The sequence below is a fragment of the Brevibacterium metallidurans genome (assembly GCF_037101285.1).
Taxonomy (GTDB): Bacteria; Actinomycetota; Actinomycetes; order Actinomycetales; family Brevibacteriaceae; genus Brevibacterium; species Brevibacterium metallidurans.
In genome coordinates, this window is record NZ_BAAAAF010000014.1 from 1 (window position 1) to 19947 (window position 19947).

Genomic DNA, 19947 nt, shown 5'->3' on the forward strand with positions numbered 1-19947 from the left:
ACCGGCAGCGGCTCCACTCGAGCCTCGGCTACCGCACGCCCGCCGAAGCGCGCGCCGACTACACCCTTCAGGCCGCGATCGCCGCCTGATCCACAAAGAGATCGTCTACGAAACTTGACACAGCCCAGTTCTCCATCAATTTGGGTGTGTGTTCGGTTTCTTCGCTGAATGTTTTATGGCAATGCGCCTGGTTAAATGACGGCTGTTGTTGAGTGTGCCTACGGTGAGGGTGTTCCTGATCACAGATAGCTCGTTGCTGATCCCCCGCAACGTGCCAACAGAAACGAGGAGGAATCATCATGTCGCGTATTTCCAAAGCAGCTGGAGCAAGTTTTATTGCGGCTGGCGCCTTGGCCGCCGGCCTCGGGTTTGCGGCTTCTGGTCCCGCTACCGCGGAGTCAAGTGGTGCATCGACTAGAGTTGAGGCGGTTGGGGCGAGTTGTGATATGACCAGTTATCGGAGTCCTCGGCTGGTGAATGCTTGCCAGTGGGCCGCTGGTGGGGCTGGAATCATTGTCGGCAAGGACGGTGATGGCGGCAAGGGTGAGAATGGGCCTGTGATGGCGCCTTAGTGTGCTTGCTCCGCTTATGGAGTCGCCTGCTGGTTGTGTGTTGACCGGTGGGCGGCTTTCGTTTGGGCTGAGTCACTGGTGCGAACGTACCGTCCACTGTTAAGCAGCCAGCGTCTGTGGTCATGCAGTCGCGGATGCTCATTGCCGTTCCCACTTCCCGACGACGCGGGTCGCGTCATAATCGCCTTCTGCGGATGCCCTCAACGGTCCGGGCAGGGTTGTCGTCCACGTAGAAACGATCACGGTTCGTGGCCTTGCGATTCGTCAGCCGCTCCCACTCGTTCGGAGTCATGTTCGAGTCGAGGATGTTGCCCAGCGGAATGTGGAGCAGCTGGGAGAACACGCGCTTGTGGATCTCACCCTCGCGCATCTCCAGCGTGCACATGAGCACTAATCCGCGGTGGAGCATGTTCATGGCCGCCTGCAGGCCCACGCGCGTCTTACCGCTGCCCGTGCGTACTCCGATGACGTAAAGCGCTCTTGATCGCCATCCTCCGATTAGGTGCTTCCCAATACCTGCAATGGCGGCAATGCCACCATCGGAGTCGTCTGCCACGTTTTTGGTGCCCCTCATGCACGCCTCTCAACCTACGATCTAGGGCATGTCTCCTTTGTTCGGGGTCGTGGAGCTGACACGCTGGTTGGGTGACTACGCAAGACCGCTATCAAGTATTCACCGATGAGGAATGGGCACGGATCGAGCCCCTGTTGCCCTCGAATACGGGCAAGAGAGCCCGGCCGTTTGAGAACAACTGTCGAATCGTCGAGGGAATCGTCTACCGCTACCGTGCCGGCATTGCCTGGCGTGACCTGCCTCGTGAGCAGTTCGGGCCCTGGCAAACGGTATGGAAACGCCATCGCCGCTACGCCGCTGACGGCACCTGGGACCGCGTCCTGGCCCAGGTGCTTTCGAATGCTGATGCTGCCGGTGATATCGATTGGAACGTCTCCGTCGATGGCACCATCAGCCGTGCCCACCAGCACGCGACGAACACGACGCGCCCTGATCAGCACACAGGGGGCTACGTCGAATTACAAGAATCTGCCCGATTCGCAGGTTGAGCCGGCCGGGCACGGGATCGGTCGCTCACGTGGTGGGCTGACGACGAAGATCCACCACGCCGTCGACGGACGCGGTCGTCCCCTGGCGGTGGTAGTCACCGGTGGAAAGCGCCACGACGGGGTGATCCTGCCGCAGGTGCTGGCCGATATTCGAGTGCCGCGGGCTGGCAGTGGTCGCCCCCCGCACGTGTCCGGATACCGTCTTGGCCGATCGCGCTTACGGGTCCAAGACCAATCGTGAATACCTGCGTTCGCGTGGCATTCGGGCGGTCGTTCCGGAAAAGAAGAACCAGGTCGCGACTCGAAAGAAGCGCGGCAGCAAAGGTGGGCGTCGGCCCGCATTCGACGCCACTACGTATCGCAACCGCAACATCGTGGAGCGTTCGTTTGCCTACGTCAAGCAATGGCGAGGATTGGCCACGAGGTATGACCAACTCGCGATCACCTATCGAGCGGCTGTCGTGATCAGCGCGATCCTGACGTGGCTACGTCAATAAAGGAGACATGCCCTAGCTTCTCCTCGGCGATCAGCAGTGCCGGAACAGGTCCGTTAGCCACCTGTCTGTTACTCGTGCCGGGAATGTACTCACCCTCGTGCATAGTTCGGACAGAGTCGACCGCCCCTCGAGTGATCCCGCCAACAGTCCTCGCGCGCACCTTGCGTTCTGCATAGACATCCATCAATATAGAAGCATGTCGAATCAAGAGATAGTGATCGTCGGGTCCGGCCCGGCGGGGTACACGGCAGCGATATACGCTGCACGAGCGGGTCTATCCCCGGTGGTCGTGGCCGGGTCGGTCTCCGCAGGCGGGGCACTGATGACGACGACCGAGGTGGAGAACTTCCCGGGCTTCACGGCCGGTGTTCAGGGGCCGGAGCTGATGGAGGCGATGCGCGGGCAGGCCGAGCGTTTCGGTGCGCGCATCGTCGTCGACGACGCCGTCCACCTCGACTTGGACGGCCCAGTCAAAACTACCGAGACGGGGTCCGGTGAAATCTTCCGCCCGCGGGCCGTCATCCTTGCCATGGGGTCGACCTACCGCAGGCTCGGACTCCCTGAGGAGGAGCGACTGTCCGGACATGGCCTGTCCTGGTGCGCGACCTGTGATGGGTTCTTCTTCCGTCAGAAGGAGATCGCGGTCATCGGCGGCGGCGACTCGGCCATGGAGGAGGCACTGTTCCTCACCCGCTTCGCGTCGAAAGTCACGGTCGTGCACCGCCGCGACGAGTTCCGCGCCTCGAAGATCATGGCCGAACGCGTCATGAATGACGAGCGGATCGAGGTGGCCTGGAACAGCGAGGTCGCCGAGATCATCGGCGACGCACAGGTCGAGGGACTGCGGCTGCGTGACACGATGTCCGGGTCAGAGCGTGTGCTACCCGTGACCGGTGTCTTCGTCGCGATCGGCCATGACCCGCGATCGGAGCTGCTGGCCGGACAGATCGATCTCGACCCCGATGGATATGTGCGGGTCGCACAACCTGGCACGGAGACCAATCTGCCTGGCGTGTTCGCGGCAGGCGACCTCGTCGACCACCGCTACCGGCAGGCAATCACCGCTGCGGGCACCGGCTGCGCAGCAGCTTTGGACGCCCAACAATTCCTCGCCGCTGAGCCTGCGGCGACCCTTCAGACGATAACAACGGAGGTTTCCGCATGACTACGACTACAGTGACGGACTTTACTTTCCAGGCGGAGGTGATTGACTCCGATCTGCCGGTCGTCGTCGACATCTGGGCGACCTGGTGCGGGCCGTGCAAGCAGGTCGCACCGATTCTCGACGAGCTCTCCGAGGAGTACGCCGGACGGGTGAAGATCGTGAAGGTCGACGCCGACGCCAATCCGGAAGTCGTGACCGCTGCCGGAGTCACGTCGATCCCGACTCTGGGGTTCTACCGAAACGGGAGTCGAGTGGACGTCCTCATCGGAGCGAACCCACGCCCACTGATCGCATCGAAGATCGAGGAGCTGCTGGCATGACCACTGAGACAACAAAGACCGCAACGAACGCCCCGAAGCGCCTGTCAACGCTGGATAAGTGGCTGCCGCTTTGGATCGGGCTGGCGATGGTCGCAGGCCTCCTCTTGGGACGATTCATCCCTGGAATCTCCGACCTGCTGGCGCACCTGGAGGTCGGCGGGATCTCCGTGCCGATCGCACTCGGGCTTCTCGTGATGATGTACCCGGTCCTGGCCAAGGTCCGCTACGACAAGGTCGCCGCAGTGACCGGCGATAAGAAGCTCCTTATCTCCTCTCTGATTCTCAATTGGCTCGCCGGCCCGGCGATCATGTTCGCTCTGGCCTGGATATTCCTGCCCGACCTTCCCGAGTACCGCACTGGACTCATCATCGTCGGCCTAGCCCGGTGCATCGCCATGGTCGTGATCTGGAACGACCTGGCCTGCGGCGACCGAGAGGCGACCGCGGTGCTGGTGGCGATCAACTCGGTCTTCCAAGTCGTCATGTTCTCCGTCCTCGGCTGGTTCTACCTCAGCATCCTGCCCAGTTGGCTCGGCCTGGACACACACGGGCTCGAGGTATCGATGGGTCAGATCGCACTCAATGTCCTCGTCTTCCTCGGAGTGCCCCTGATCGCGGGATTCGCCTCACGATGGATCGGTGAGAAGCGCAAGGGCCGGGACTGGTACGAGGAGACGTTCGTCCCGAAGGTCGGACCGTGGGCCTTGTACGGGCTGTTGTTCACTGTCGTATTGCTCTTCGCCCTCCAGGGTGAGCAGATCACGAGTCAGCCTCTGGATGTCGTCCGGATCGCTCTGCCGCTGCTGGTGTACTTCACCGTCATGTGGTTCGCGGGTCTGTTGCTGGGCAAGGGCATCGGGCTCGGCTATGCACGGTCGACCACGCTTGCATTCACTGCGGCGGGTAACAACTTCGAGCTGGCGATCGCCGTTGCGATCGGCACCTTCGGTGCGGCCTCAGGACAAGCGCTGGCCGGCGTGGTCGGACCGCTCATCGAGGTGCCCGTCCTCGTCGGCCTCGTCTACGTCTCCCTCTGGGCCGCCAAGGCGTGGTTCCGCACCGATCCCAATAACCAGGAGGTACGAGCATCATGACCGACGAAGTGCTGACGCCGTCTTCCCCCGGCGAGGATTGCCTGCCCCAGGTGACACCGGCCTCGACCGGTCTCGGCCAGGAGGTTGCCGCGACCCTTGCTGGCACTCTCAAGGCCCTCGCTGAACCATTGCGTCTGCGTATGCTCTCGGCAATCGCTGCCGATCCTCGTGGAGAGTCGTGCGTGTGCGATCTCGCCGAGCTCGCCGACGTCTCTCAGCCGACCGTCTCCCACCACCTCAAAGTTCTCCGGACGGTGGGGTTGCTCGATTCCGAGCGCCGTGGGACCTGGGTCTGGTATCGCGTCGCTCCTGGGAAGAGTGCCGCTGTCGCCGCCTTGCTCGAAGGGTTCGCGCCCGCGGTTGTCGCTCCCAGCGTGGAACCGGAGACCACGGCCGCTGCAGAGCTGGAGGGCATGGCCGTGCATATCGAACGTCTGGCCGCCGACCTCTCGGATGCGACGCCGCAGCTGCCGCAGGAGACCGTCACCAACATTGTCCGGGACTCGTACACGGCGCTGGCTCGGTCGGCGAAGATCACACGTTTCCTGGTGCCCCTGACCGAGCGCTTTGCCCGGCAGCGGCTGGCTGACATCACTCGCGACCGGGCGACCGCCCCGCCTCAGGTGCTGTTCGTCTGCGTCGCCAACGCAGGTCGGTCCCAGCTGGCCGCGGCGCTGACCCGCAGTCTGTCCGGGGGCAGGGTCATCGCCCGGTCAGCCGGCTCAACCCCGGCAACGGGCGTCCATCCGCACGTGCGCGATCTCATCGCCGAAATCGACCCTGAGGCCGCCGGCGCGGCGTTCCCCAAGCCACTCACTGACGACGCCATTCGCGCCGCCGATGTCGTGGTGACCATGGGGTGTGGCGACGCCTGCCCCGTCGTCCCAGGAGTCCGATACGAGGACTGGGCGGTCGGCGACCCGGCCCTGGCCTCGCCGGAGGGACTCGCCGCCATCCGCGACGAAATCGCCGCGCGGGTCAGCCGACTCCTCACCACGCTCACCACCGAATGAACGAGAGAAGCACAGACATGAACGATCGCACACCCTCTGTCCTCTTCGTCTGCGTCCACAACGCCGGCCGCTCCCAGATGGCCGCCGGCTGGCTGCGGCACATCGCCGGTGACCGCGTCGAGGTCCGCTCCGCCGGATCCATGCCCGCTGAGCAGATCAACCCGGTCGCAGTGGAGGCCATGGCCGAAGTGGGAATCGACATCACAGCCGAGGAACCGAAGGTGCTCACCACCGAGGCCGTGGAGGACTCCGACGTTGTGATCACGATGGGCTGCGGAGACGCCTGCCCATTCTTCCCCGGCAAGCGCTACGAAGACTGGAAACTCGAAGACCCAGCAGGGCAAGGCATCGAAGCAGTGCGCCCGATCCGCGACGAGATCCGGTCTCGGATCGAAACGCTTACGGCCGAACTGCTCGGCCAGGACCCGGCGCTGACATGAGTGACGTCGTCGTCATCGGCGGAGGCCAAGCCGGACTCGCCGCAGGATACTTCCTCCGCCGCGCCGGCCTGGACTTCGTCATTCTCGACGACCAGAAACAACCGGGCGGGGCGTGGCAACACGGCTGGCAGTCGCTGCGAATGTTCTCTCCGGCCCAATACAGTCCTCTGCCCGGGTGGCCGATGCCCACCCAGGCCGGCGAGACGTTCCCCACCGCCGACCACGTCGTGGACTACCTCCAACGCTACGAGGAGCGCTACGAGTTGCCTGTGCATCGTTCGGTCAGTGTCACCAGCGTCCGCAGGGAGAATGAGCGTTGGATTGTGGACACGAATGCAGGCTCGCGGAAGGCCGCTGCGGTGATCAGTGCCACTGGCACATGGCAGAGCCCCTACCTGCCGTACGTCCCTGGTCAGGAATCGTTCACCGGCAGGCAGTTGCACACCGTTGACTACGACTCCCCCGAATTGTTCGCTGGCCAACGGGTCGTGGTCGTCGGAGGAGGAAACTCCGCCGCGCAGATCCTCGCCGAGGTCTCCACAGTCGCCGAGACCTTGTGGGTGACGCGTCGCCCGCCGCGATTCATGCCAGACGACGTGGACGGCAGAGTGCTCTTCGACGTCGCGACCGCCCGAGAGGCAGCATGTCGCTCTGGCCGTGATCATGACGGTGTGACGGGACTTGGAGACATCGTCATGGTGCCTCCCGTGCGAGAGGCTCGCGATCGCGGCGTCCTGGACCCCTCACCCATGTTCGACCGCCTCACCTCGACGGGGGTCTCCTGGCACGACGGTCGAGAACAACAGTGCGATGCGATCATCTGGTGCACCGGTTTCCGCCCACACCTTAGTCACCTGAGCGGTCTGAGGCTGACTCGCGACCATGGCCATCCCGTCACTGACGGCACTCGGAGCATCGACCACTCCGGACTGCACTTGCTCGGATACGGCGACTGGACCGGACTCGCTTCCGCCACCATCATCGGCGCAACCCGGACTGCCAAGCCCACCGTCGCCGAGATCAGCGCACGAATGACCAGGGCATGACCCCTTTGCACGACCAAGCGATGACGTCGACCCTTTTCACGTCGATCAAAGATGCCCAAAGATTCCACCTCGATCGCCATCAAGTCAAGGAGTAGACAGATGAACTGCTGGGAACACACAACGACCGGGGCCGGTTCTGTCCCCGCCGTCGCATTCTGCCGGCACTGCGGTGCGGCGCTGTGCAGTGAACACGCGACAGTCTGCGCGGACGAACGCGTCCGCCACAACGGACTCGGATCGCCCACGCGTTTGTTGCCCGACGGTCGGAAGATCTGCTGCTCGACCTGCAGGGAAGCCTTTGCGGAGTCCGTTCCCGTGCATCAAGCGGAGGAGCGCCTGCGCGAACTCGCTACCACGGGACCAGAATCCGCAACCGCGTCATGCTGACTCACCTGGACGGACCCACGGTGAAGGCTGGACGGAATCGCCACCCGAGGAATCTTCTATGATAACGAGCCGCTGACATGCATGGACCGGTGGTCCGCGAAGGCCCTGAGGCCTACGTCCTCGCACTTCTGGCCACTCTCAATAACTACTGAACGAAGGAATACCCTATGAACAATCGCACGCCCTCCGTCCTGTTCATCTGCGTAAAGAATGGCGGGAAGTCACAGATGGCCGCGGCCCTGATGCGCTATGCCGCAGGCGACTCAATCCAGGTCCACTCTGCGGGTACGTCTCCGGGAACGACGCTCAATGCTCTATCTGTTGCTACCGTCGCCGAGGTCGGGGCGAGCATGGATGGCGAATACCCCAAGCCGATTGACCCGGAGCTGTTGCGCACGGCGGACCGAGTGGTCGTGATCGGCGACGAGGCCGTCGTCGAGCCCGTACCTGAAATGACCGGAAGCATCGAGACCTGGACGATTGACGAACCTTCGGCACGAGGTATCGACGGCGAGGTGCGGATGCGCCTGATCCGCGATGAGCTCAACGAGAAGGTGGGACGTCTGACCAGCGAGCTCGTCGGCGAGCTCAGGGTCTGAGCTGAGTCAGGACGCCTGTGAGGACGCGATTCTCGACGACCGCGGAGTGCTCGTGCGCGAGCTGGCGACCAAGAACATGGTTCCGACTGCTGCCAGCGCAGCCAGGACCGCGAACCCGTTTGCATAGCTGCCGGTGACTTCGGCGAGGACCGCACCGGCCCCGGGAGCCAACGCGGTGGCCAGGAGGACCGGGAGGCCGAGGATGCCGGAGAGTCGGCCGTATCCTCGTGTGCCCCACCGGTCGGTGACCGCGGTGGCCTGGAGCAACGTCGCGATGCCGCGTCCGACTCCGGCGGTCATCGACGCTGCAACGAGGAGACCGACCGGCCCGGGCACCACCGCGAGAACCGCGGTGCTGACGGTGACGAGGCCGAACACGGTCGCGGTGCGCACGGCAAGTGAGGCATATCGGGCAAGAGCGGTGTAGACGATCCGTCCGGCGACCTGGCTGAGACCGCCGAGGCCGAGCACCCAGGCGGCAGCCTGGGGACTCAAGCCGCGCTCGAGCATGAGCGGCACCAGAGCCAGCAGCGCGGCGTACATCGCCAGAGCGACCAAGGTCAGACCAGCGGTAAGCAGCCGGAACCGTGTATTCCGGACGACGTGGGAGGTGTAGTCTTTCTCGGCTTCGGGTTGCTTCGAGGTGACATGCACCGGTTGGGGCCAGGGACGTCGCAGCACGATCAAGTGGATCGGGACCGTGAGGACTGCCAGTAGAACCGCCGCCCAGAGGTACGTTCCTCGCCATCCCAACTGGTCATACGCTGCTGCGGTCAACGGAGCGAAGACCGTGCTCGCCAAGCCGGCGACCAGAGTGAGCGTGGTCAGCGCGCCGAGCCGGCGGGCAGCGAACCAGCCGGTGATCGCGGCGAACGCCGGCGGATAGAGCACCCCGGCCATGGCGACTCCAGCGAATGCCCAGCCGACGATGAATACCGGCAGGGTCGGCGACACGGCGATCACCACCAGTGTCACGACGCCGAGGCCCGAGCCAGCGGTCATGACGAGACGGGGTCCGTGCCGATCGATGAAGCGCCCGACCGGCACTCCGGCCAGCGCAGACATGGCCAGGGCCACTGAGAACGCCGAAGTGACGGCCACCGGCGACCACCCGGTGTCCGCGCTGATCCGCGGAGCGAGCACCGGGAATGCGTAGTAGAGCAGCCCCCAAGAGACGATCTCGGTCACGCACAGCGCCGTGAGTACCGCTCCCAGCGACGGCCGAGGGACGTGCTCAGCCAACGACGACGCCTCGCTGCTGCCTGGCCAGCGCATCGACGACGTAACCGGCGTCGCGGTGGACACCGCGCAAGGTGTTCGACGAGAACGAGCGCTGGAACTCCAGGCCAAGGAACGCAAGACCTGGCAGCACGGTCGAAATGCCGCGATCGTGGCGGGGCGCGCCGGCCTCGTCGAGGACGCCGAGGCCGCGCAGGTATGGTAGGTGCGGTCGATAGCCGGACGCGAAGACAACCGAGTCGACGCGTTCCCGCGAGCTGTCAGGCCACACGACGCCGTCCGGGACGTACTCCGCGAACATCGGCAGTTCTTCTGGGTGCGCTGTCTGGAGAGCCGCCCGGTACTTTCCGGCGTCGATGACCGGTGTGCCGGTGATGATTTTGTCGAGAACCGACGGCGGCAGGAGGTCGGCGCGGGTGAGCTTCAGCCACCAGTGCAGGTCGCGACCGGCGATGACTTGCGGCGCGAACCGCACCTGGTCCCGCACTGCCAGCGACGTCCGGGCGTGCTCGGCGAGTTCGTGGGCCACCTGGACGGCGGAGTTGCCCGCCCCGACGACCACCACCCGCTGACCCGAGAACTCCTCCGGAGACCGGTAGTCGGCCACATGCAGGACACGGCCCTCGAATTCCTCCTGGCCGGGGATCGACGGCACGTAGGGGTTGGCGAACGACCCCGAGGCAGCGATGAGCGCGTCCCCGACCAGGTGGCTTCCATCGGCCAGCTCCACGGTGAAGCCCGGACCATCGGCGGCGACCTCGGTGACGCGGGCATTCGTGCGCACCTCGATGTCCAACCATTTTGCGTAGCTGCGGAGGTAGTCGGCGACCTCGTCGCGGTCCGGATACCCGTTGGGGTCGCCGGGGAACGGGTGATTCGGGAAAGCGCTGTACCGGCGTGGGGAGAACAGCCGCAGGCTGTCGTAGTAACGCGGCCACGACCCGACCGGCTCGTCACCGGCCTCGAGCACTACCGGTTCCCAACCACTATCCCGCCCGGTACGGGCCGCAGCTAAACCTGACTGTCCGCCGCCCACGATCAGCAGGCGACCTCGGCTCATCCGTCTGTCCTCGTGCCGATCTGGACCAGTTGCGGCGCGGGTGCGCAGCATCCGCCCGACGACGCCTGCTCCGGGGCGTCGAACAGGCCGGACCCGCCGCACACTCCGGTGTCGGGCAGCTCCAGCTCGACACGCTCAGCCGCCTCGTGATCACCTGTGAGCTCGGCGACGACACTGCGGACCTGCTCGTATCCGGTCATGGCCAGGAACGTCGGCGCGCGACCGTAGGACTTAGCGCCGACGATGTAGAAGCCCGGCTCCGGGTGAGCGAGGTCGGCAGCTCCAGTGGCTCGCACAGACCCGCACGAATGGAGATTCGGGTCGACGTCGGCGGCGAGCTTAGTCGGAGCCTGCAGGCGCACGTCCAGGTCGAGGCGAACTTCGGAGAGGAACGACAGGTCAGGGCGGAACCCTGTCGCAACGACGACCCGGTCCGCGGGCGCGAGGCGACGTCCGTCCTCGGAGGCCAGGACCGCGCGACCGTCTTCGACGAGCACCTGCTCGGTGCGGAACCCTGTGACGAGGTCGACGAGGCCGTCCTCGACGGCCTTCTTGGCCCGCTGGCCCAGGGCACCGCGTTCGGGAAGCTCGTCGGCGGACCCGCCGCCGAAGGCATTGCCGACGGCACCGCGGCGCAGCGCCCAGGTCACTCGGGTGTCCGGTTCGCGGCGCACGACGGTGGCCAGGTCAACGATCGCGGTCGCAGCCGAGTGGCCGCTGCCGACCACCACGACATGTTTCCCTTCTAGCTCGGCAGCCTCGTCGCGGCCAGGCGTACGGTGATCAAGCAGTCCGGCTACGACAGCGGCGTGCTCGCCGAGAGCGGGCAGTCCCTCTGCGCCCGCCGGGCTCGGGGTCCGCCAGGTGCCGGACGCGTCGACGACGGCTTGAGCCTCGATTCGTTCCTCAGCGCCGTCGGCGCGGTGGACGTGGACAACGAACGGCTGCTTCGCGCGGCCATCATCGACCGAGAGGTCGCGGCCCTTGCGGCCGACCCCCACGACGCGGGAGCCGTAACGCACACTGTCACCCAGCTCCTCGGCCAGCGGGGCCAGGTACTCCTCGACCCACTCAGCGCCCGTTGGGTAGCCGGACTCGGGCGCGCTCCAGCCGGTCAGCTCAAGCAGTCGGCGCGCCGCTGGGTCGATGAGTTCGGACCACGGTGAGAACAGGCGGACGTGGCCCCACTCGACCACGGCCGCTGCCGGGCAGTCGCCCGACTCCAGAATCAGAGGCTCGAGTCCTCGCTCGAGCAGATGAGCAGCAGCGGCCAGGCCCTGAGGACCAGCTCCGATGATGACGACGGGATTCACTTCAACCTCCACGTATTGACGTTCTTCGATGGATCGAGTTTGCCTCACGTATCGACAGAAGTCAATGCGTGAGGCAGAATGGAGACATGAGCATTCCCCCAGCCATCGAATCCGCGGCCGACGTCGCGCCCTGCTGCGTCCTCGGCGAGCCGATCGACGACACTGTCGCCCAGGATCTCGCCAGGGTGTTCAAGGCCCTCGGCGACCCCACCCGGGTCAAGCTCATGTCCCTCATCGCCGGCAGCACCGAGGGCGAGATGTGCGTCTGCGACCTCACAGAACCGGTGGGCCTGTCACAGCCGACGGTCTCCCACCACATGAAGCTGCTGGTCGAAGCCGGCCTCGTCGAACGCGAGCAGCGCGGACGCTGGGCCTACTACCGACCCACCGTCGACACCCTCGCCGCCGCCGCCAAGTCACTCATCACCTGATGGGAGGCGTGTGTGTGCCGGGCGACGAAATCCTTGATTGCTAACCGATCCTCGCTCGACAGTGCTGGGGGCCCAGGACTGGTTCCGTTTATCTCGGAAAGCGCAAGCCGGCCCTCATTTTTGCAGTCGGAGCACCAAGTGCGTAATGCACGTCAGTCGTACCGGGAACAAGGTGACGACTTCCGGAGAACTGCGTCACAAGCCCGTGTCGACCAGGAGCAGCCTTTGTTGACCTGTGTTCTCTAGGGCATGTCTCCTTTATGTGGGGCTCTTGGGCTGACACGCTGGGTAGGTGACTACGCAGCAACGACATCAAGTCTTCACCGATGAGCAGTGGGCGCGAATCGAACCGCTACTGCCCTCGAACACTGGCAAGAGAGCCCGACCGTTTGAGAACAACCGGCGGATCGTCGAAGGAATCGTCTACCGCTACCTTGCTGGCATCGCCTGGCGTGACCTGCCCCGTGAGCACTTCGGGCCCGGGCAGACAGTGTGGAAGCGCCACCGCCGCTACGCCGCCGACGACACGTGGGACCGAGTGCTGGCCCATGTGCTCTCTGACGCCGATGCTGCCGTTGACATCGATTGGAATGTCTCCATCGATGGCACCGTCAACCGTGCTCACCAGCATGCGACGAACACGACGCGCCCTGACCAGAACAAAGGGGGCTACGTCGAATTACAAGAATCTGCCCGATCAGGAGTGTGAACCAGCTGGGCATGGCATTGGTCGCTCACGTGGTGGGCTGACAACGAAGATCCACCACGCCGTCGACAGCCGCGGCCGCCCCCTGGCTGTGGTGATCACTGGCGGGCAGCGCCATGACGGAGTGATTCTGCTGCAGGTGCTGGCCGATATTCGAGTCCCGCGGTCTGGTGGTGGTCGTGTTCGCACACGCCCAGACGCGGTTCTGACTGATCGTGCTTATGGGTCCAGAGGCAACTGCGACTATCTGCGTTTGCGTGGCATTCGGGCGGTGATCCCGGAGAAGAAGGATCAGATCGCGACTCGGAAGAAGCGCGGTAGCAAAGGTGGACGGCCCCCGGCATTCGATGCCGGAGCTTATCGGAACCGCAACGTGGTGGAGCGTTCGTTTGCCTACGTCAAGCAATGGCGAGGGTTGGCGACGAGATACGACAAGCTCGCGATCACCTATCGAGCGGCCGTCGTTATCAGCGCGATGCTGACATGGCTCCGGCGATAAAGGAGACATGCCCTAGGTGGGCTCGCGCCGCTCGCATGAGCATGTAGACCCCGTGATCGAACCCTTCACCCACACCACGCACCCCCATTAGGGGTAATAACCCCATTAGAGTTGCGCTGGCGTTGAAGGCATTGGCGGTATTGACCGCTTTCACACCCTTCCCTTGACAGTCCTTGACTTGTCGCCGCATACTGTCGATGCGACGGCCCCGTGGGGCGGTTCCCCTGGCGATCCGGGCGGACCGATCTCACGGGGCCTTCGCCGCATTCACGACCTTCGCGGTTTTAAACACACAAAACCCTCTCCAGCGCTCCCTCTTCACGAACTTGTCAAGCGTTTTCAACCAAGAATTTTGGCACCTATACGGTCCAGCAATTTTTTGGGAAAAAGCCACTTGTCTCCTCCTACTGCTACCGTGCCGAAATCGTCTTCCTGCGAAAAACGGCGCCTACTCTTGTTCCATCTGCTCCATCGCCGAGCACTAGCAGAAACGGAAGGGAGGGGAGCATCACATGTGTCGAGGACATGACACGCACGACGCGCAGATTCGCTGCACATGCTGCGATCCCGCTAATCGCCGCACGCGTCGTCACCTGCGCCAGATGCGCGACCGTGGCGTCCCAGTCAACATGAACGTAGACCCTGAGTGGGCACAAGGCACGGTCCGGCAGCGCACGGCAACGGCCCGACACCGCTCCGAGGCGGTCTACGACCCTGCGCCGGCCGTCCGCGCGGAGCGCGCACAGTACGGGAAGCTGTCCCAGGAACAGCAGGCGGCCCTGGCGGCGGACGAGTCGCCCAGGGTCCGCCAGGCGCTTGCGCGGAATCCGCGTCTCACGCTGTGGGCTCGCGAGGCCCTCGCGGCGGACGAGCATCCGCGGGTCCGATCCGCCGCCAGGGGGCGCTGGCGTATCCCCTCGCGGCGAATGACTGCTGCCCGCAGCGCACTCCGCCGCCGTGCACAATCGCTGGCGGAATCCGGGGCAGACGCAGTGCTGGACGCGTCGAAAGCCGCCGCAGAAGAAGTCGAGAACGGACTTGCGGTAGTACCCGATGTCCTGGACGAGGCCGTCGGCCTCACTCCGAGCGAAAACAAGACCACGAGATTCGAGACCCTTCACTTCATCTGAAAACACGATCCGGCAAACACGAGGAAGGGACCACCTCATGACCAACATCAAGGAAATTACGATCGAGGAAGTTGCTGAGATCGTGTGCAGCGCACGCGGGTGGCGGGCAAGCGGCCGCTCGGACTCCGGGGTATGGCTGGACGTCGAGAGCGGCGACCTGATCGCGGGCCCCTTGTGGGAACCCAGTCAGAAGAGCCGAGAGATCCCCCTCGCCGAGGGGTACGACATCGAGGCAGCATTCGCGGACTCCAACGCCGCCGAAACAAAACTTCTCAACGCCCTGTCCCAGGTGCTGGCAGAGACCGTCAACGAATGGAAAGCGAGGTACGCCGAGGCGCGCAGCGAGCACACGAGTCGCGTGGCCAGGTCCGATATGGAGGCGGGAGAGGCGTGGTGACCGATCCCGACGCGCATGGGCAAGGAGCCGTGTCACAGGACCTGCTCGTCGCGCGCTTCACGCCCGACGGGGCATACATTCTCCGGAAGCAGAACGCTGGCGACGTGCTCGCTCCGGACACCATCACGCTCGTGTACCAAGGACATCCGCTGCTCACGACTGATCAGTGGGTCGAGATACACCGGCTGCTCGCCGCGCGAGCACCCTCCTACACAGCAGCAAACCATGAGGGTAGAAAGCAAATCATCGCCCTGACCCGCCTCGACGTCGAATCTACCCTCGCTAGAAACGAAGAGGAAGAAGACCTCTTCCGCCGCTACCTCGAAACCGGCGACGCCAACCCCTACTGAATCACCCACTCGACAGACCGTCTTCTCTACCCAGGAGGGTATCAACCATGGGAAACGCACTTCGCACCACGTTCTGGAACGTAATGGAACTGGGCGACAAGGAGAAGCAGAGCCGCACCCGCCGCATGCACGTCTTCAACCACCTTTTCCGAGAGCAGTGGGACGTAATTGGACTGATCGCCGTATGTAACTCGGCTCGTCCCGCGCTGGAAAAAACAGCCAATCAGAATGGCTATAAGATCATCGGACCAAAGCAGCCCCTCGACAGGGCGTCCAATCCGAAAGAAGCCAGCACACTGATGCTCGTCAGCCTCGACCGGGAAGTCACGAATATCGATGCGACGCGCCTCGTCGAGCAGCGCATCATTTGCGATGACAATTCGGTGCACGAACGGAGGGATCAGCTGCTCCTCGCGGCAGCAGGCGCGACCATCGACTTCGACGGAACCGCCTTGGCCGTCGCAACCGTATACACGCCCATGCACCAGGACATTGAACTGTACCGCCCGACCCCCGTTGTACGCGACCCGTCGAATGACGAGAATCGACGACGGTACACCCCGCAGAACTCCGGATACGAACTGGATGTATCCACAGAAACCGCAATCGCATGGGTAAACGATTTTCAGCACGCCAGCGGCGCCGACGGGCTCATCGTCGGAGGAGACTGGAACGCGCTCTCGGATCCCGCAATTCAAGACCGCCGCCCAGACATTGAACAGTCAGGCAGAGACTCGACCGGCAGAGCGTGGCGACAGCTACTGCAGGAGCGCCCCGACCCCGTTCGCACGTACTCGTATGGCGATCGTGTGAACCGCGGTCACCGATTCATCGATCAGGTATACACCCGGCTGCCAAAGAGGTTGGACGCCCGCCTGAACGTTACACCTCTGCCGAAAATCGATAAGTCAGAGGTCCGGCTCGGCTTCGCTTCGGACCATGCTCAGCTCCGCGTCGATGTTTCCGCCACCCAGCCCCATCCGAACGTCGGCAGCACCATGCAGTTTGCTGGGATGTGATCGTAAGGCGTCCGACTACCGGACGATCGATAATCACATCCCCAAATCCCCCAGAGGCTGTCCGAAAGACCCGTCCGGTGAAATGTTCGATGAAGGCACCTCAAACGGACTGACAAGGAGAAGAACTCGTGCACATCGGATACGCAAGGTGCTCGACAATCCAACAAGATCAAGATCTAACCGCCCAGAGGGCGGCTCTCGCCGGACTAGGAGTGGACGCGGACCGTGTCTACACGGATGTCGGGCGGTCGGGCACGAATCGAGATCGGCCCGGCCTCAGAGAAGCACTAGCCGCTCTCCGCGACGGAGATACTCTCGTGGTGACCAAGTTGGACAGACTGGCTAGATCCGTACGTGACGCCGCGGACATCGCTGCAGAGGTTGAGAACCGTGGCGCGAAACTCTCTCTCGGCGGTTCGGTTCACGATCCACACGACCCCATGGGAAGACTACTATTCAACCTCCTCAGCATGATGTCCGAGTTCGAGGCCGACCTCATTCGACAACGCACCAGAGAGGGTATGGCAGTCGCTCGGGCCCGAGGACGCCTCAGAGGAAAGACGCCGAAGCTCTCCCCCGCACAGGACCGACACGTGGCGGCGCTCGTGGCAGCGGGCGAATCCGTAGGAGAAGTCGCTCGACTCATGAACATTGGTCGTGCGACCGTATACCGCGCAGTGGGGCGTGCAAAGGCGAAGGAGACGGCAGGATGACAAACGACCGGGAGTTCAGCGACCTGATGATCAAGCGTGCTGGTGCCCTAGGCACGCTGATCACGATCTCCGTTGGGATAACCGACGCCGACGATTACGGCGACATGGTTGGAGCCGTCCGGCTGGTGGAACTCGCCGCCGAACAAGCTCGACGTGCGATCATCGCCGAGGCCCTGGCCGCGGGGTACCAGTGGGAGGACGTCGCCACCGCGCTCGGGGTGACCGCGCAGGATGCTCGGATCAAGTACGAATAATCTGGCATCGACAGTTCCGGAAGCTCCATCTGGCAAGCGGCTCCCACGACTGTGCTCGGGTGTTGGAGAGCTTGTTCGAACTCGACCGAGGCACCATTTCCAGACTGCTACACTGCCGACGGCGGTTGTACGCTGGCAGAATTAGGGATGAGATTCAAGAGCCAGGAGGCAACGTGCCCGCCGAGAGATACGACCGGTTCCAGATTCAGCGCCCGCGGTTCCTGGGCGACGAGCACTGGGAATGCATCACCGTCGAATTGGGACGACTGCATCGCTCGCTGGACGCAGACGATGATGGTCAGGCGCTGAGCGACATCAAGTGCCTGGTCGAAGCTACTGCCCGAGTCGCGCTGGACATCGCAGGCGAACCTGCGCAACCGAACGACTCATACGAAAAAAGCATCGGGCGGGCCCACGACCTCCTCGCGGATCAACCTGGCCACGCTCTTGCCCGGGGTGGCGAGTTCACTAGAGCGGCTTCCCAGGCTCGAAAGATCGCTGGCAGCCTCGGCCTCATTAGGAACCAGTTTGGCGGCGGCCATGGCCGTGGCCGCATGCCCGACATCCGTGACGAAATGGTAGATCTAGCGCTGGACGGCGGATTGACTTGGACTCGATGGGCCGTGCGCCGTCTAGGCCTATTCTCTGAAGGGCGGCCAGCATTGCTGATTCGGGATCTCATTGAGCAGCCCGCAACGTTTCACTCGGGCGACCTGCGCCGTCGGCTGGAGGCCGCCAATCTATCCGCCGTTGAGACGCACCATCAGCAGGAACTTGGGGTCGCGGTGGGGCAGCGTGCTATGCGACAGACGTTCGTAGTGAAGTGGGACGGGCTCGACCCCTGTTTAGAGTCCGATGACCTGGGCGTCTGGCCCGCTGGATACCGGATCGGGCTCCTTCATGGACTGTGGTTTGCGCCCGACGGCCACCCAACCGTCACCCCTCGGTCGATCAAAGACGGACTCGAAGTGATCGACCCAGTGCCCGACGCCGCAGACGCTTTGCACGAGCAAGTCGCTCGCGTGCGTGAGTCCACCCAGCCCTCGCTCCCTGACGCCGATCAGGAGTCCGTACGTGACACAGTCGAGTGGCTTCGACACCGCGAGTCTGTGCGCCCAACCGCCGAACAGACGGCGCTTCGTGAGTTGCTAGATCACCTCGCTCCACCGCCCGTTTGAGAGAATCATCTCACCTACACGGTGGGTCCGTGGCCTGTACACGATCCCCCGGTGACGAGAAGATTGCGTCCCACCGTCAGGTGTCGCAATTGAAAAGGGTGAGCAGATGACGAATCGCAGTGGGATGGTCGTCGTCTTCCGCGGCCTCGCGCGCGAGCCGTGATAAGCGCGCGGCCTCTTCGACCGCGTACTTCGCCGTGACCGACTCTGCGAGGCTGCTCGTGCCTGTCGTGATTCGCCGCCCGTAGTTCGTCGGGTCGTTCATCTCCCGCAGACCGTTGTTGGCGAGCCCCCTGAAGAAGTTGCGAAGGTCCCGGTCGTAGATGATCGGCTTATTATCGAGCGTGTACTGCGCAACGCGCATCTCCAGGTAGAACGATGACAGCGGGACGTTGTTCCACGTTTTCCAGGTCTTCACGAGGCGGATGAGGCCTTTGGCGCGACCCGCTGTCTCCCTCTGCGCACGATCCACGTACTTCAGGTGGGTTGCCGGATTGCTGCGTATCCACCCACTCCCATCGGGGTCGGGAATGTCGTAGTCGTCCGTGTCCTGGTAGTAGGCAGGCGTGATCTCGACGTCAGGACCGTCATCGAAGTACCGCAGCCGAACGGATGGCCGATCAATCGAAACCAGAGCTCCGTTGATGCCGCGCGACAGCGATGAAAGCAGGGCTTCAATCGCCGCCCCAGAGGCTAATGGACGACTGCCACGCATCGTGACGAAGTAGTCCACATCGCTGAACCTATCTAACGCGGTACCGTGATGCCATGAGCCCGTCTCCCGCATACGGATGATTTCTAGGTCGGCGGTCAGCCAGTCCTCAACTTCCTTGCGGTGCCGCGCTGCCGCAGTGCGCGCCACCTCATCTGGAGTCATCGCCCGGATCAGTGACTCCAACAAAGAGGCAGTTGTCGCACTCATGAGGCATCCACCTCAAACTGTTGACCACCCTTCCGTTCGATGTTCCGCTTGGCCTTGTTGTAGGCGAACCGAGGAATCAGATCTGAAGTGTGGTCGAGATCGGAAGCACGCCCGGCAAGTCCGTCAAGCGCCTCCCGGAGAGCGCGGATTTCATCGTTGGGAACCTGCACGTGTAGTAGACGCCGGGCGTCGTTCCGCAACGTCGTGTAATCGTTGCCCCGAGCGATGGCTCGCTCAGCAAGTTTGTCAGGACGGCTACTCGTCAAGATTGCGGCTGCAATGGCCGCGACCACCGTCAAGACTCCCGACGCGCTCTGGGCTTCGGTGGCAAACGTCAGCACCGCGGCCACTGTAGTCAACGCCGCAGTGAAGACTCCGAGAGTCCAATGGAGTGCCCTCCACGCTTTGGACGCTTCGAACTGGCCCTGCGCGGAGAAGATGGCGCTCTCGTGAATACGGGTCACCTCCGCTTGGATGGCCGCTCGTTGCGATGGTTCCTGTGTCGCGCCCATGGTCAGAAGCTCCCCGCGCCGCGGAAATC

Annotated in this window: 22 protein-coding genes and 1 pseudogene; 17 read left to right on the top strand and 6 right to left on the bottom strand. The window is 63.6% G+C overall.

The genetic code is table 11. The annotated features are described in order from the left end of the window. Positions 1-747: 747 nt before the first annotated feature. Positions 748-1146: a DnaB-like helicase C-terminal domain-containing protein gene (locus AACX88_RS14355; RefSeq protein ID WP_339393582.1), complete on the bottom strand. Its 399-nt coding sequence runs from the start codon at positions 1144-1146 to the stop codon at positions 748-750. 71 nt (positions 1147-1217) lie between these two features. On the opposite strand from AACX88_RS14355, the pseudogene AACX88_RS14360 reads away from it, so the two are divergent. From AACX88_RS14360 to AACX88_RS14395, 8 genes and pseudogenes are all read left to right on the top strand, one after another. After that, positions 1218-2131 (top strand): annotated as a pseudogene (locus AACX88_RS14360) (IS5 family transposase). A 196-nt stretch (positions 2132-2327) separates the two neighbouring features. Beyond that, entirely contained in the window at positions 2328-3296 is a 969-nt protein-coding gene (gene trxB / locus AACX88_RS14365) for a thioredoxin-disulfide reductase (RefSeq protein ID WP_339393583.1), read from the top strand. Then, on the top strand, positions 3293-3616 hold the full coding sequence (trxA, locus tag AACX88_RS14370) for a thioredoxin (protein WP_339393584.1): 324 nt from the start codon (positions 3293-3295) through the stop codon (positions 3614-3616). The genes trxB and trxA overlap by 4 nt, the downstream gene beginning before the upstream one ends. After that, on the top strand, positions 3613-4710 hold the full coding sequence (arsB, locus tag AACX88_RS14375; RefSeq protein WP_339393585.1) for an ACR3 family arsenite efflux transporter: 1098 nt from the start codon (positions 3613-3615) through the stop codon (positions 4708-4710). Before trxA ends, arsB begins: the two co-directional genes overlap by 4 nt. Further along, complete coding sequence (locus tag AACX88_RS14380; protein ID WP_339393586.1) at positions 4707-5723, top strand: metalloregulator ArsR/SmtB family transcription factor; 1017 nt, start codon at positions 4707-4709, stop codon at positions 5721-5723. The genes arsB and AACX88_RS14380 overlap by 4 nt, the downstream gene beginning before the upstream one ends. Before the next feature lie 17 nt (positions 5724-5740). Continuing rightward, a complete protein-coding gene (locus AACX88_RS14385) occupies positions 5741-6163 on the top strand; it encodes an arsenate reductase ArsC (protein WP_339393587.1) in 423 nt (140 codons plus the stop codon). Beyond that, positions 6160-7209 (top strand): ArsO family NAD(P)H-dependent flavin-containing monooxygenase, encoded by a 1050-nt coding sequence (locus AACX88_RS14390; RefSeq protein ID WP_339393588.1) that lies wholly within the window; start codon positions 6160-6162, stop codon positions 7207-7209. Before AACX88_RS14385 ends, AACX88_RS14390 begins: the two co-directional genes overlap by 4 nt. A 554-nt stretch (positions 7210-7763) precedes the next feature. Next, positions 7764-8195 (top strand): arsenate-mycothiol transferase ArsC, encoded by a 432-nt coding sequence (locus AACX88_RS14395; RefSeq protein WP_339393589.1) that lies wholly within the window; start codon positions 7764-7766, stop codon positions 8193-8195. A gap of 6 nt (positions 8196-8201) precedes the next feature. Here the strand turns inward: AACX88_RS14395 and AACX88_RS14400 are convergent, their stop codons facing one another. Genes AACX88_RS14400 through AACX88_RS14410 form a run of 3 tightly spaced genes read right to left on the bottom strand, consistent with a single transcriptional unit; the run spans position 8202 to position 11807 of the window. Then, positions 8202-9383, bottom strand: a complete 1182-nt coding sequence (locus tag AACX88_RS14400; protein WP_339393590.1) for an MFS transporter — start codon at positions 9381-9383, stop codon at positions 8202-8204. Between the two features lie 46 nt (positions 9384-9429). Further along, on the bottom strand, positions 9430-10494 hold the full coding sequence (locus tag AACX88_RS14405) for a flavin-containing monooxygenase (protein ID WP_339393591.1): 1065 nt from the start codon (positions 10492-10494) through the stop codon (positions 9430-9432). Beyond that, entirely contained in the window at positions 10491-11807 is a 1317-nt protein-coding gene (locus AACX88_RS14410; RefSeq protein WP_339393592.1) for an NAD(P)-binding domain-containing protein, read from the bottom strand. Before AACX88_RS14410 ends, AACX88_RS14405 begins: the two co-directional genes overlap by 4 nt. 86 nt (positions 11808-11893) lie before the next feature. Here AACX88_RS14410 and AACX88_RS14415 point away from each other — a divergent pair, with 86 nt between their 5' ends. The 9 genes from AACX88_RS14415 to AACX88_RS14455 all read left to right on the top strand — a co-directional run bounded on the left by AACX88_RS14415 (position 11894) and on the right by AACX88_RS14455 (position 18484). Next, a complete protein-coding gene (locus AACX88_RS14415) occupies positions 11894-12238 on the top strand; it encodes an ArsR/SmtB family transcription factor (RefSeq protein WP_339393593.1) in 345 nt (114 codons plus the stop codon). 292 nt (positions 12239-12530) lie between these two features. Next, positions 12531-13443 (top strand): IS5 family transposase gene (locus AACX88_RS14420; protein ID WP_339393594.1). Its coding sequence is split into 2 segments (ribosomal slippage): positions 12531-12896 and positions 12898-13443, totalling 912 coding nucleotides; the frame shifts between segments, so codons are not numbered across the junction. Between the two features lie 629 nt (positions 13444-14072). After that, positions 14073-14573 (top strand): hypothetical protein, encoded by a 501-nt coding sequence (locus tag AACX88_RS14425; protein ID WP_339393595.1) that lies wholly within the window; start codon positions 14073-14075, stop codon positions 14571-14573. A gap of 37 nt (positions 14574-14610) precedes the next feature. Further along, positions 14611-14970 carry a hypothetical protein gene (locus tag AACX88_RS14430; protein WP_339393596.1) on the top strand — a complete coding sequence of 120 codons (360 nt, stop codon included), beginning with the start codon at positions 14611-14613 and terminating at the stop codon, positions 14968-14970. Positions 14971-14999: 29 nt separating this feature from the next. Beyond that, positions 15000-15320 (top strand): hypothetical protein, encoded by a 321-nt coding sequence (locus AACX88_RS14435; protein WP_339393598.1) that lies wholly within the window; start codon positions 15000-15002, stop codon positions 15318-15320. Between the two features lie 47 nt (positions 15321-15367). Beyond that, positions 15368-16339: a hypothetical protein gene (locus AACX88_RS14440; protein WP_339393599.1), complete on the top strand. Its 972-nt coding sequence runs from the start codon at positions 15368-15370 to the stop codon at positions 16337-16339. Between the two features lie 128 nt (positions 16340-16467). Beyond that, the gene (locus tag AACX88_RS14445) at positions 16468-17052 is read left to right on the top strand and encodes a recombinase family protein (protein WP_339393600.1); all 585 of its coding nucleotides are present in this window, start codon (positions 16468-16470) and stop codon (positions 17050-17052) included. Continuing rightward, on the top strand, positions 17049-17306 hold the full coding sequence (locus AACX88_RS14450) for a hypothetical protein (RefSeq protein ID WP_339393601.1): 258 nt from the start codon (positions 17049-17051) through the stop codon (positions 17304-17306). The genes AACX88_RS14445 and AACX88_RS14450 overlap by 4 nt, the downstream gene beginning before the upstream one ends. A gap of 173 nt (positions 17307-17479) precedes the next feature. Beyond that, positions 17480-18484, top strand: coding sequence for a hypothetical protein (locus tag AACX88_RS14455; protein WP_339393602.1), 1005 nt, complete (start codon positions 17480-17482; stop codon positions 18482-18484). Positions 18485-18560: 76 nt separating this feature from the next. On the opposite strand, the gene AACX88_RS14460 is transcribed toward AACX88_RS14455, so the two are convergent. Both AACX88_RS14460 and AACX88_RS14465 read right to left on the bottom strand, forming a co-directional pair. Next, a complete protein-coding gene (locus AACX88_RS14460) occupies positions 18561-19406 on the bottom strand; it encodes an SMODS domain-containing nucleotidyltransferase (RefSeq protein ID WP_339393603.1) in 846 nt (281 codons plus the stop codon). Beyond that, a complete protein-coding gene (locus AACX88_RS14465) occupies positions 19403-19918 on the bottom strand; it encodes an SLATT domain-containing protein (protein ID WP_339393604.1) in 516 nt (171 codons plus the stop codon). Before AACX88_RS14465 ends, AACX88_RS14460 begins: the two co-directional genes overlap by 4 nt. Positions 19919-19947 lie beyond the last annotated feature (29 nt).

What these genes read in the sequence shown, in the direction of transcription:
- AACX88_RS14355 (WP_339393582.1), bottom strand. Translation starts at nt 1,146, where the DNA reads ATGAGGGGCACCAAAAACGTGGCAGACGACTCCGATGGTGGCATTGCC.
- trxB (WP_339393583.1), top strand. Translation starts at nt 2,328, where the DNA reads ATGTCGAATCAAGAGATAGTGATCGTCGGGTCCGGCCCGGCGGGGTAC.
- trxA (WP_339393584.1), top strand. Translation starts at nt 3,293, where the DNA reads ATGACTACGACTACAGTGACGGACTTTACTTTCCAGGCGGAGGTGATT.
- arsB (WP_339393585.1), top strand. Translation starts at nt 3,613, where the DNA reads ATGACCACTGAGACAACAAAGACCGCAACGAACGCCCCGAAGCGCCTG.
- AACX88_RS14380 (WP_339393586.1), top strand. Translation starts at nt 4,707, where the DNA reads ATGACCGACGAAGTGCTGACGCCGTCTTCCCCCGGCGAGGATTGCCTG.
- AACX88_RS14385 (WP_339393587.1), top strand. Translation starts at nt 5,741, where the DNA reads ATGAACGATCGCACACCCTCTGTCCTCTTCGTCTGCGTCCACAACGCC.
- AACX88_RS14390 (WP_339393588.1), top strand. Translation starts at nt 6,160, where the DNA reads ATGAGTGACGTCGTCGTCATCGGCGGAGGCCAAGCCGGACTCGCCGCA.
- AACX88_RS14395 (WP_339393589.1), top strand. Translation starts at nt 7,764, where the DNA reads ATGAACAATCGCACGCCCTCCGTCCTGTTCATCTGCGTAAAGAATGGC.
- AACX88_RS14405 (WP_339393591.1), bottom strand. Translation starts at nt 10,494, where the DNA reads ATGAGCCGAGGTCGCCTGCTGATCGTGGGCGGCGGACAGTCAGGTTTA.
- AACX88_RS14415 (WP_339393593.1), top strand. Translation starts at nt 11,894, where the DNA reads ATGAGCATTCCCCCAGCCATCGAATCCGCGGCCGACGTCGCGCCCTGC.
- AACX88_RS14425 (WP_339393595.1), top strand. Translation starts at nt 14,073, where the DNA reads ATGAACGTAGACCCTGAGTGGGCACAAGGCACGGTCCGGCAGCGCACG.
- AACX88_RS14430 (WP_339393596.1), top strand. Translation starts at nt 14,611, where the DNA reads ATGACCAACATCAAGGAAATTACGATCGAGGAAGTTGCTGAGATCGTG.
- AACX88_RS14440 (WP_339393599.1), top strand. Translation starts at nt 15,368, where the DNA reads ATGGGAAACGCACTTCGCACCACGTTCTGGAACGTAATGGAACTGGGC.
- AACX88_RS14450 (WP_339393601.1), top strand. Translation starts at nt 17,049, where the DNA reads ATGACAAACGACCGGGAGTTCAGCGACCTGATGATCAAGCGTGCTGGT.
- AACX88_RS14460 (WP_339393603.1), bottom strand. Translation starts at nt 19,406, where the DNA reads ATGAGTGCGACAACTGCCTCTTTGTTGGAGTCACTGATCCGGGCGATG.
- AACX88_RS14465 (WP_339393604.1), bottom strand. Translation starts at nt 19,918, where the DNA reads ATGGGCGCGACACAGGAACCATCGCAACGAGCGGCCATCCAAGCGGAG.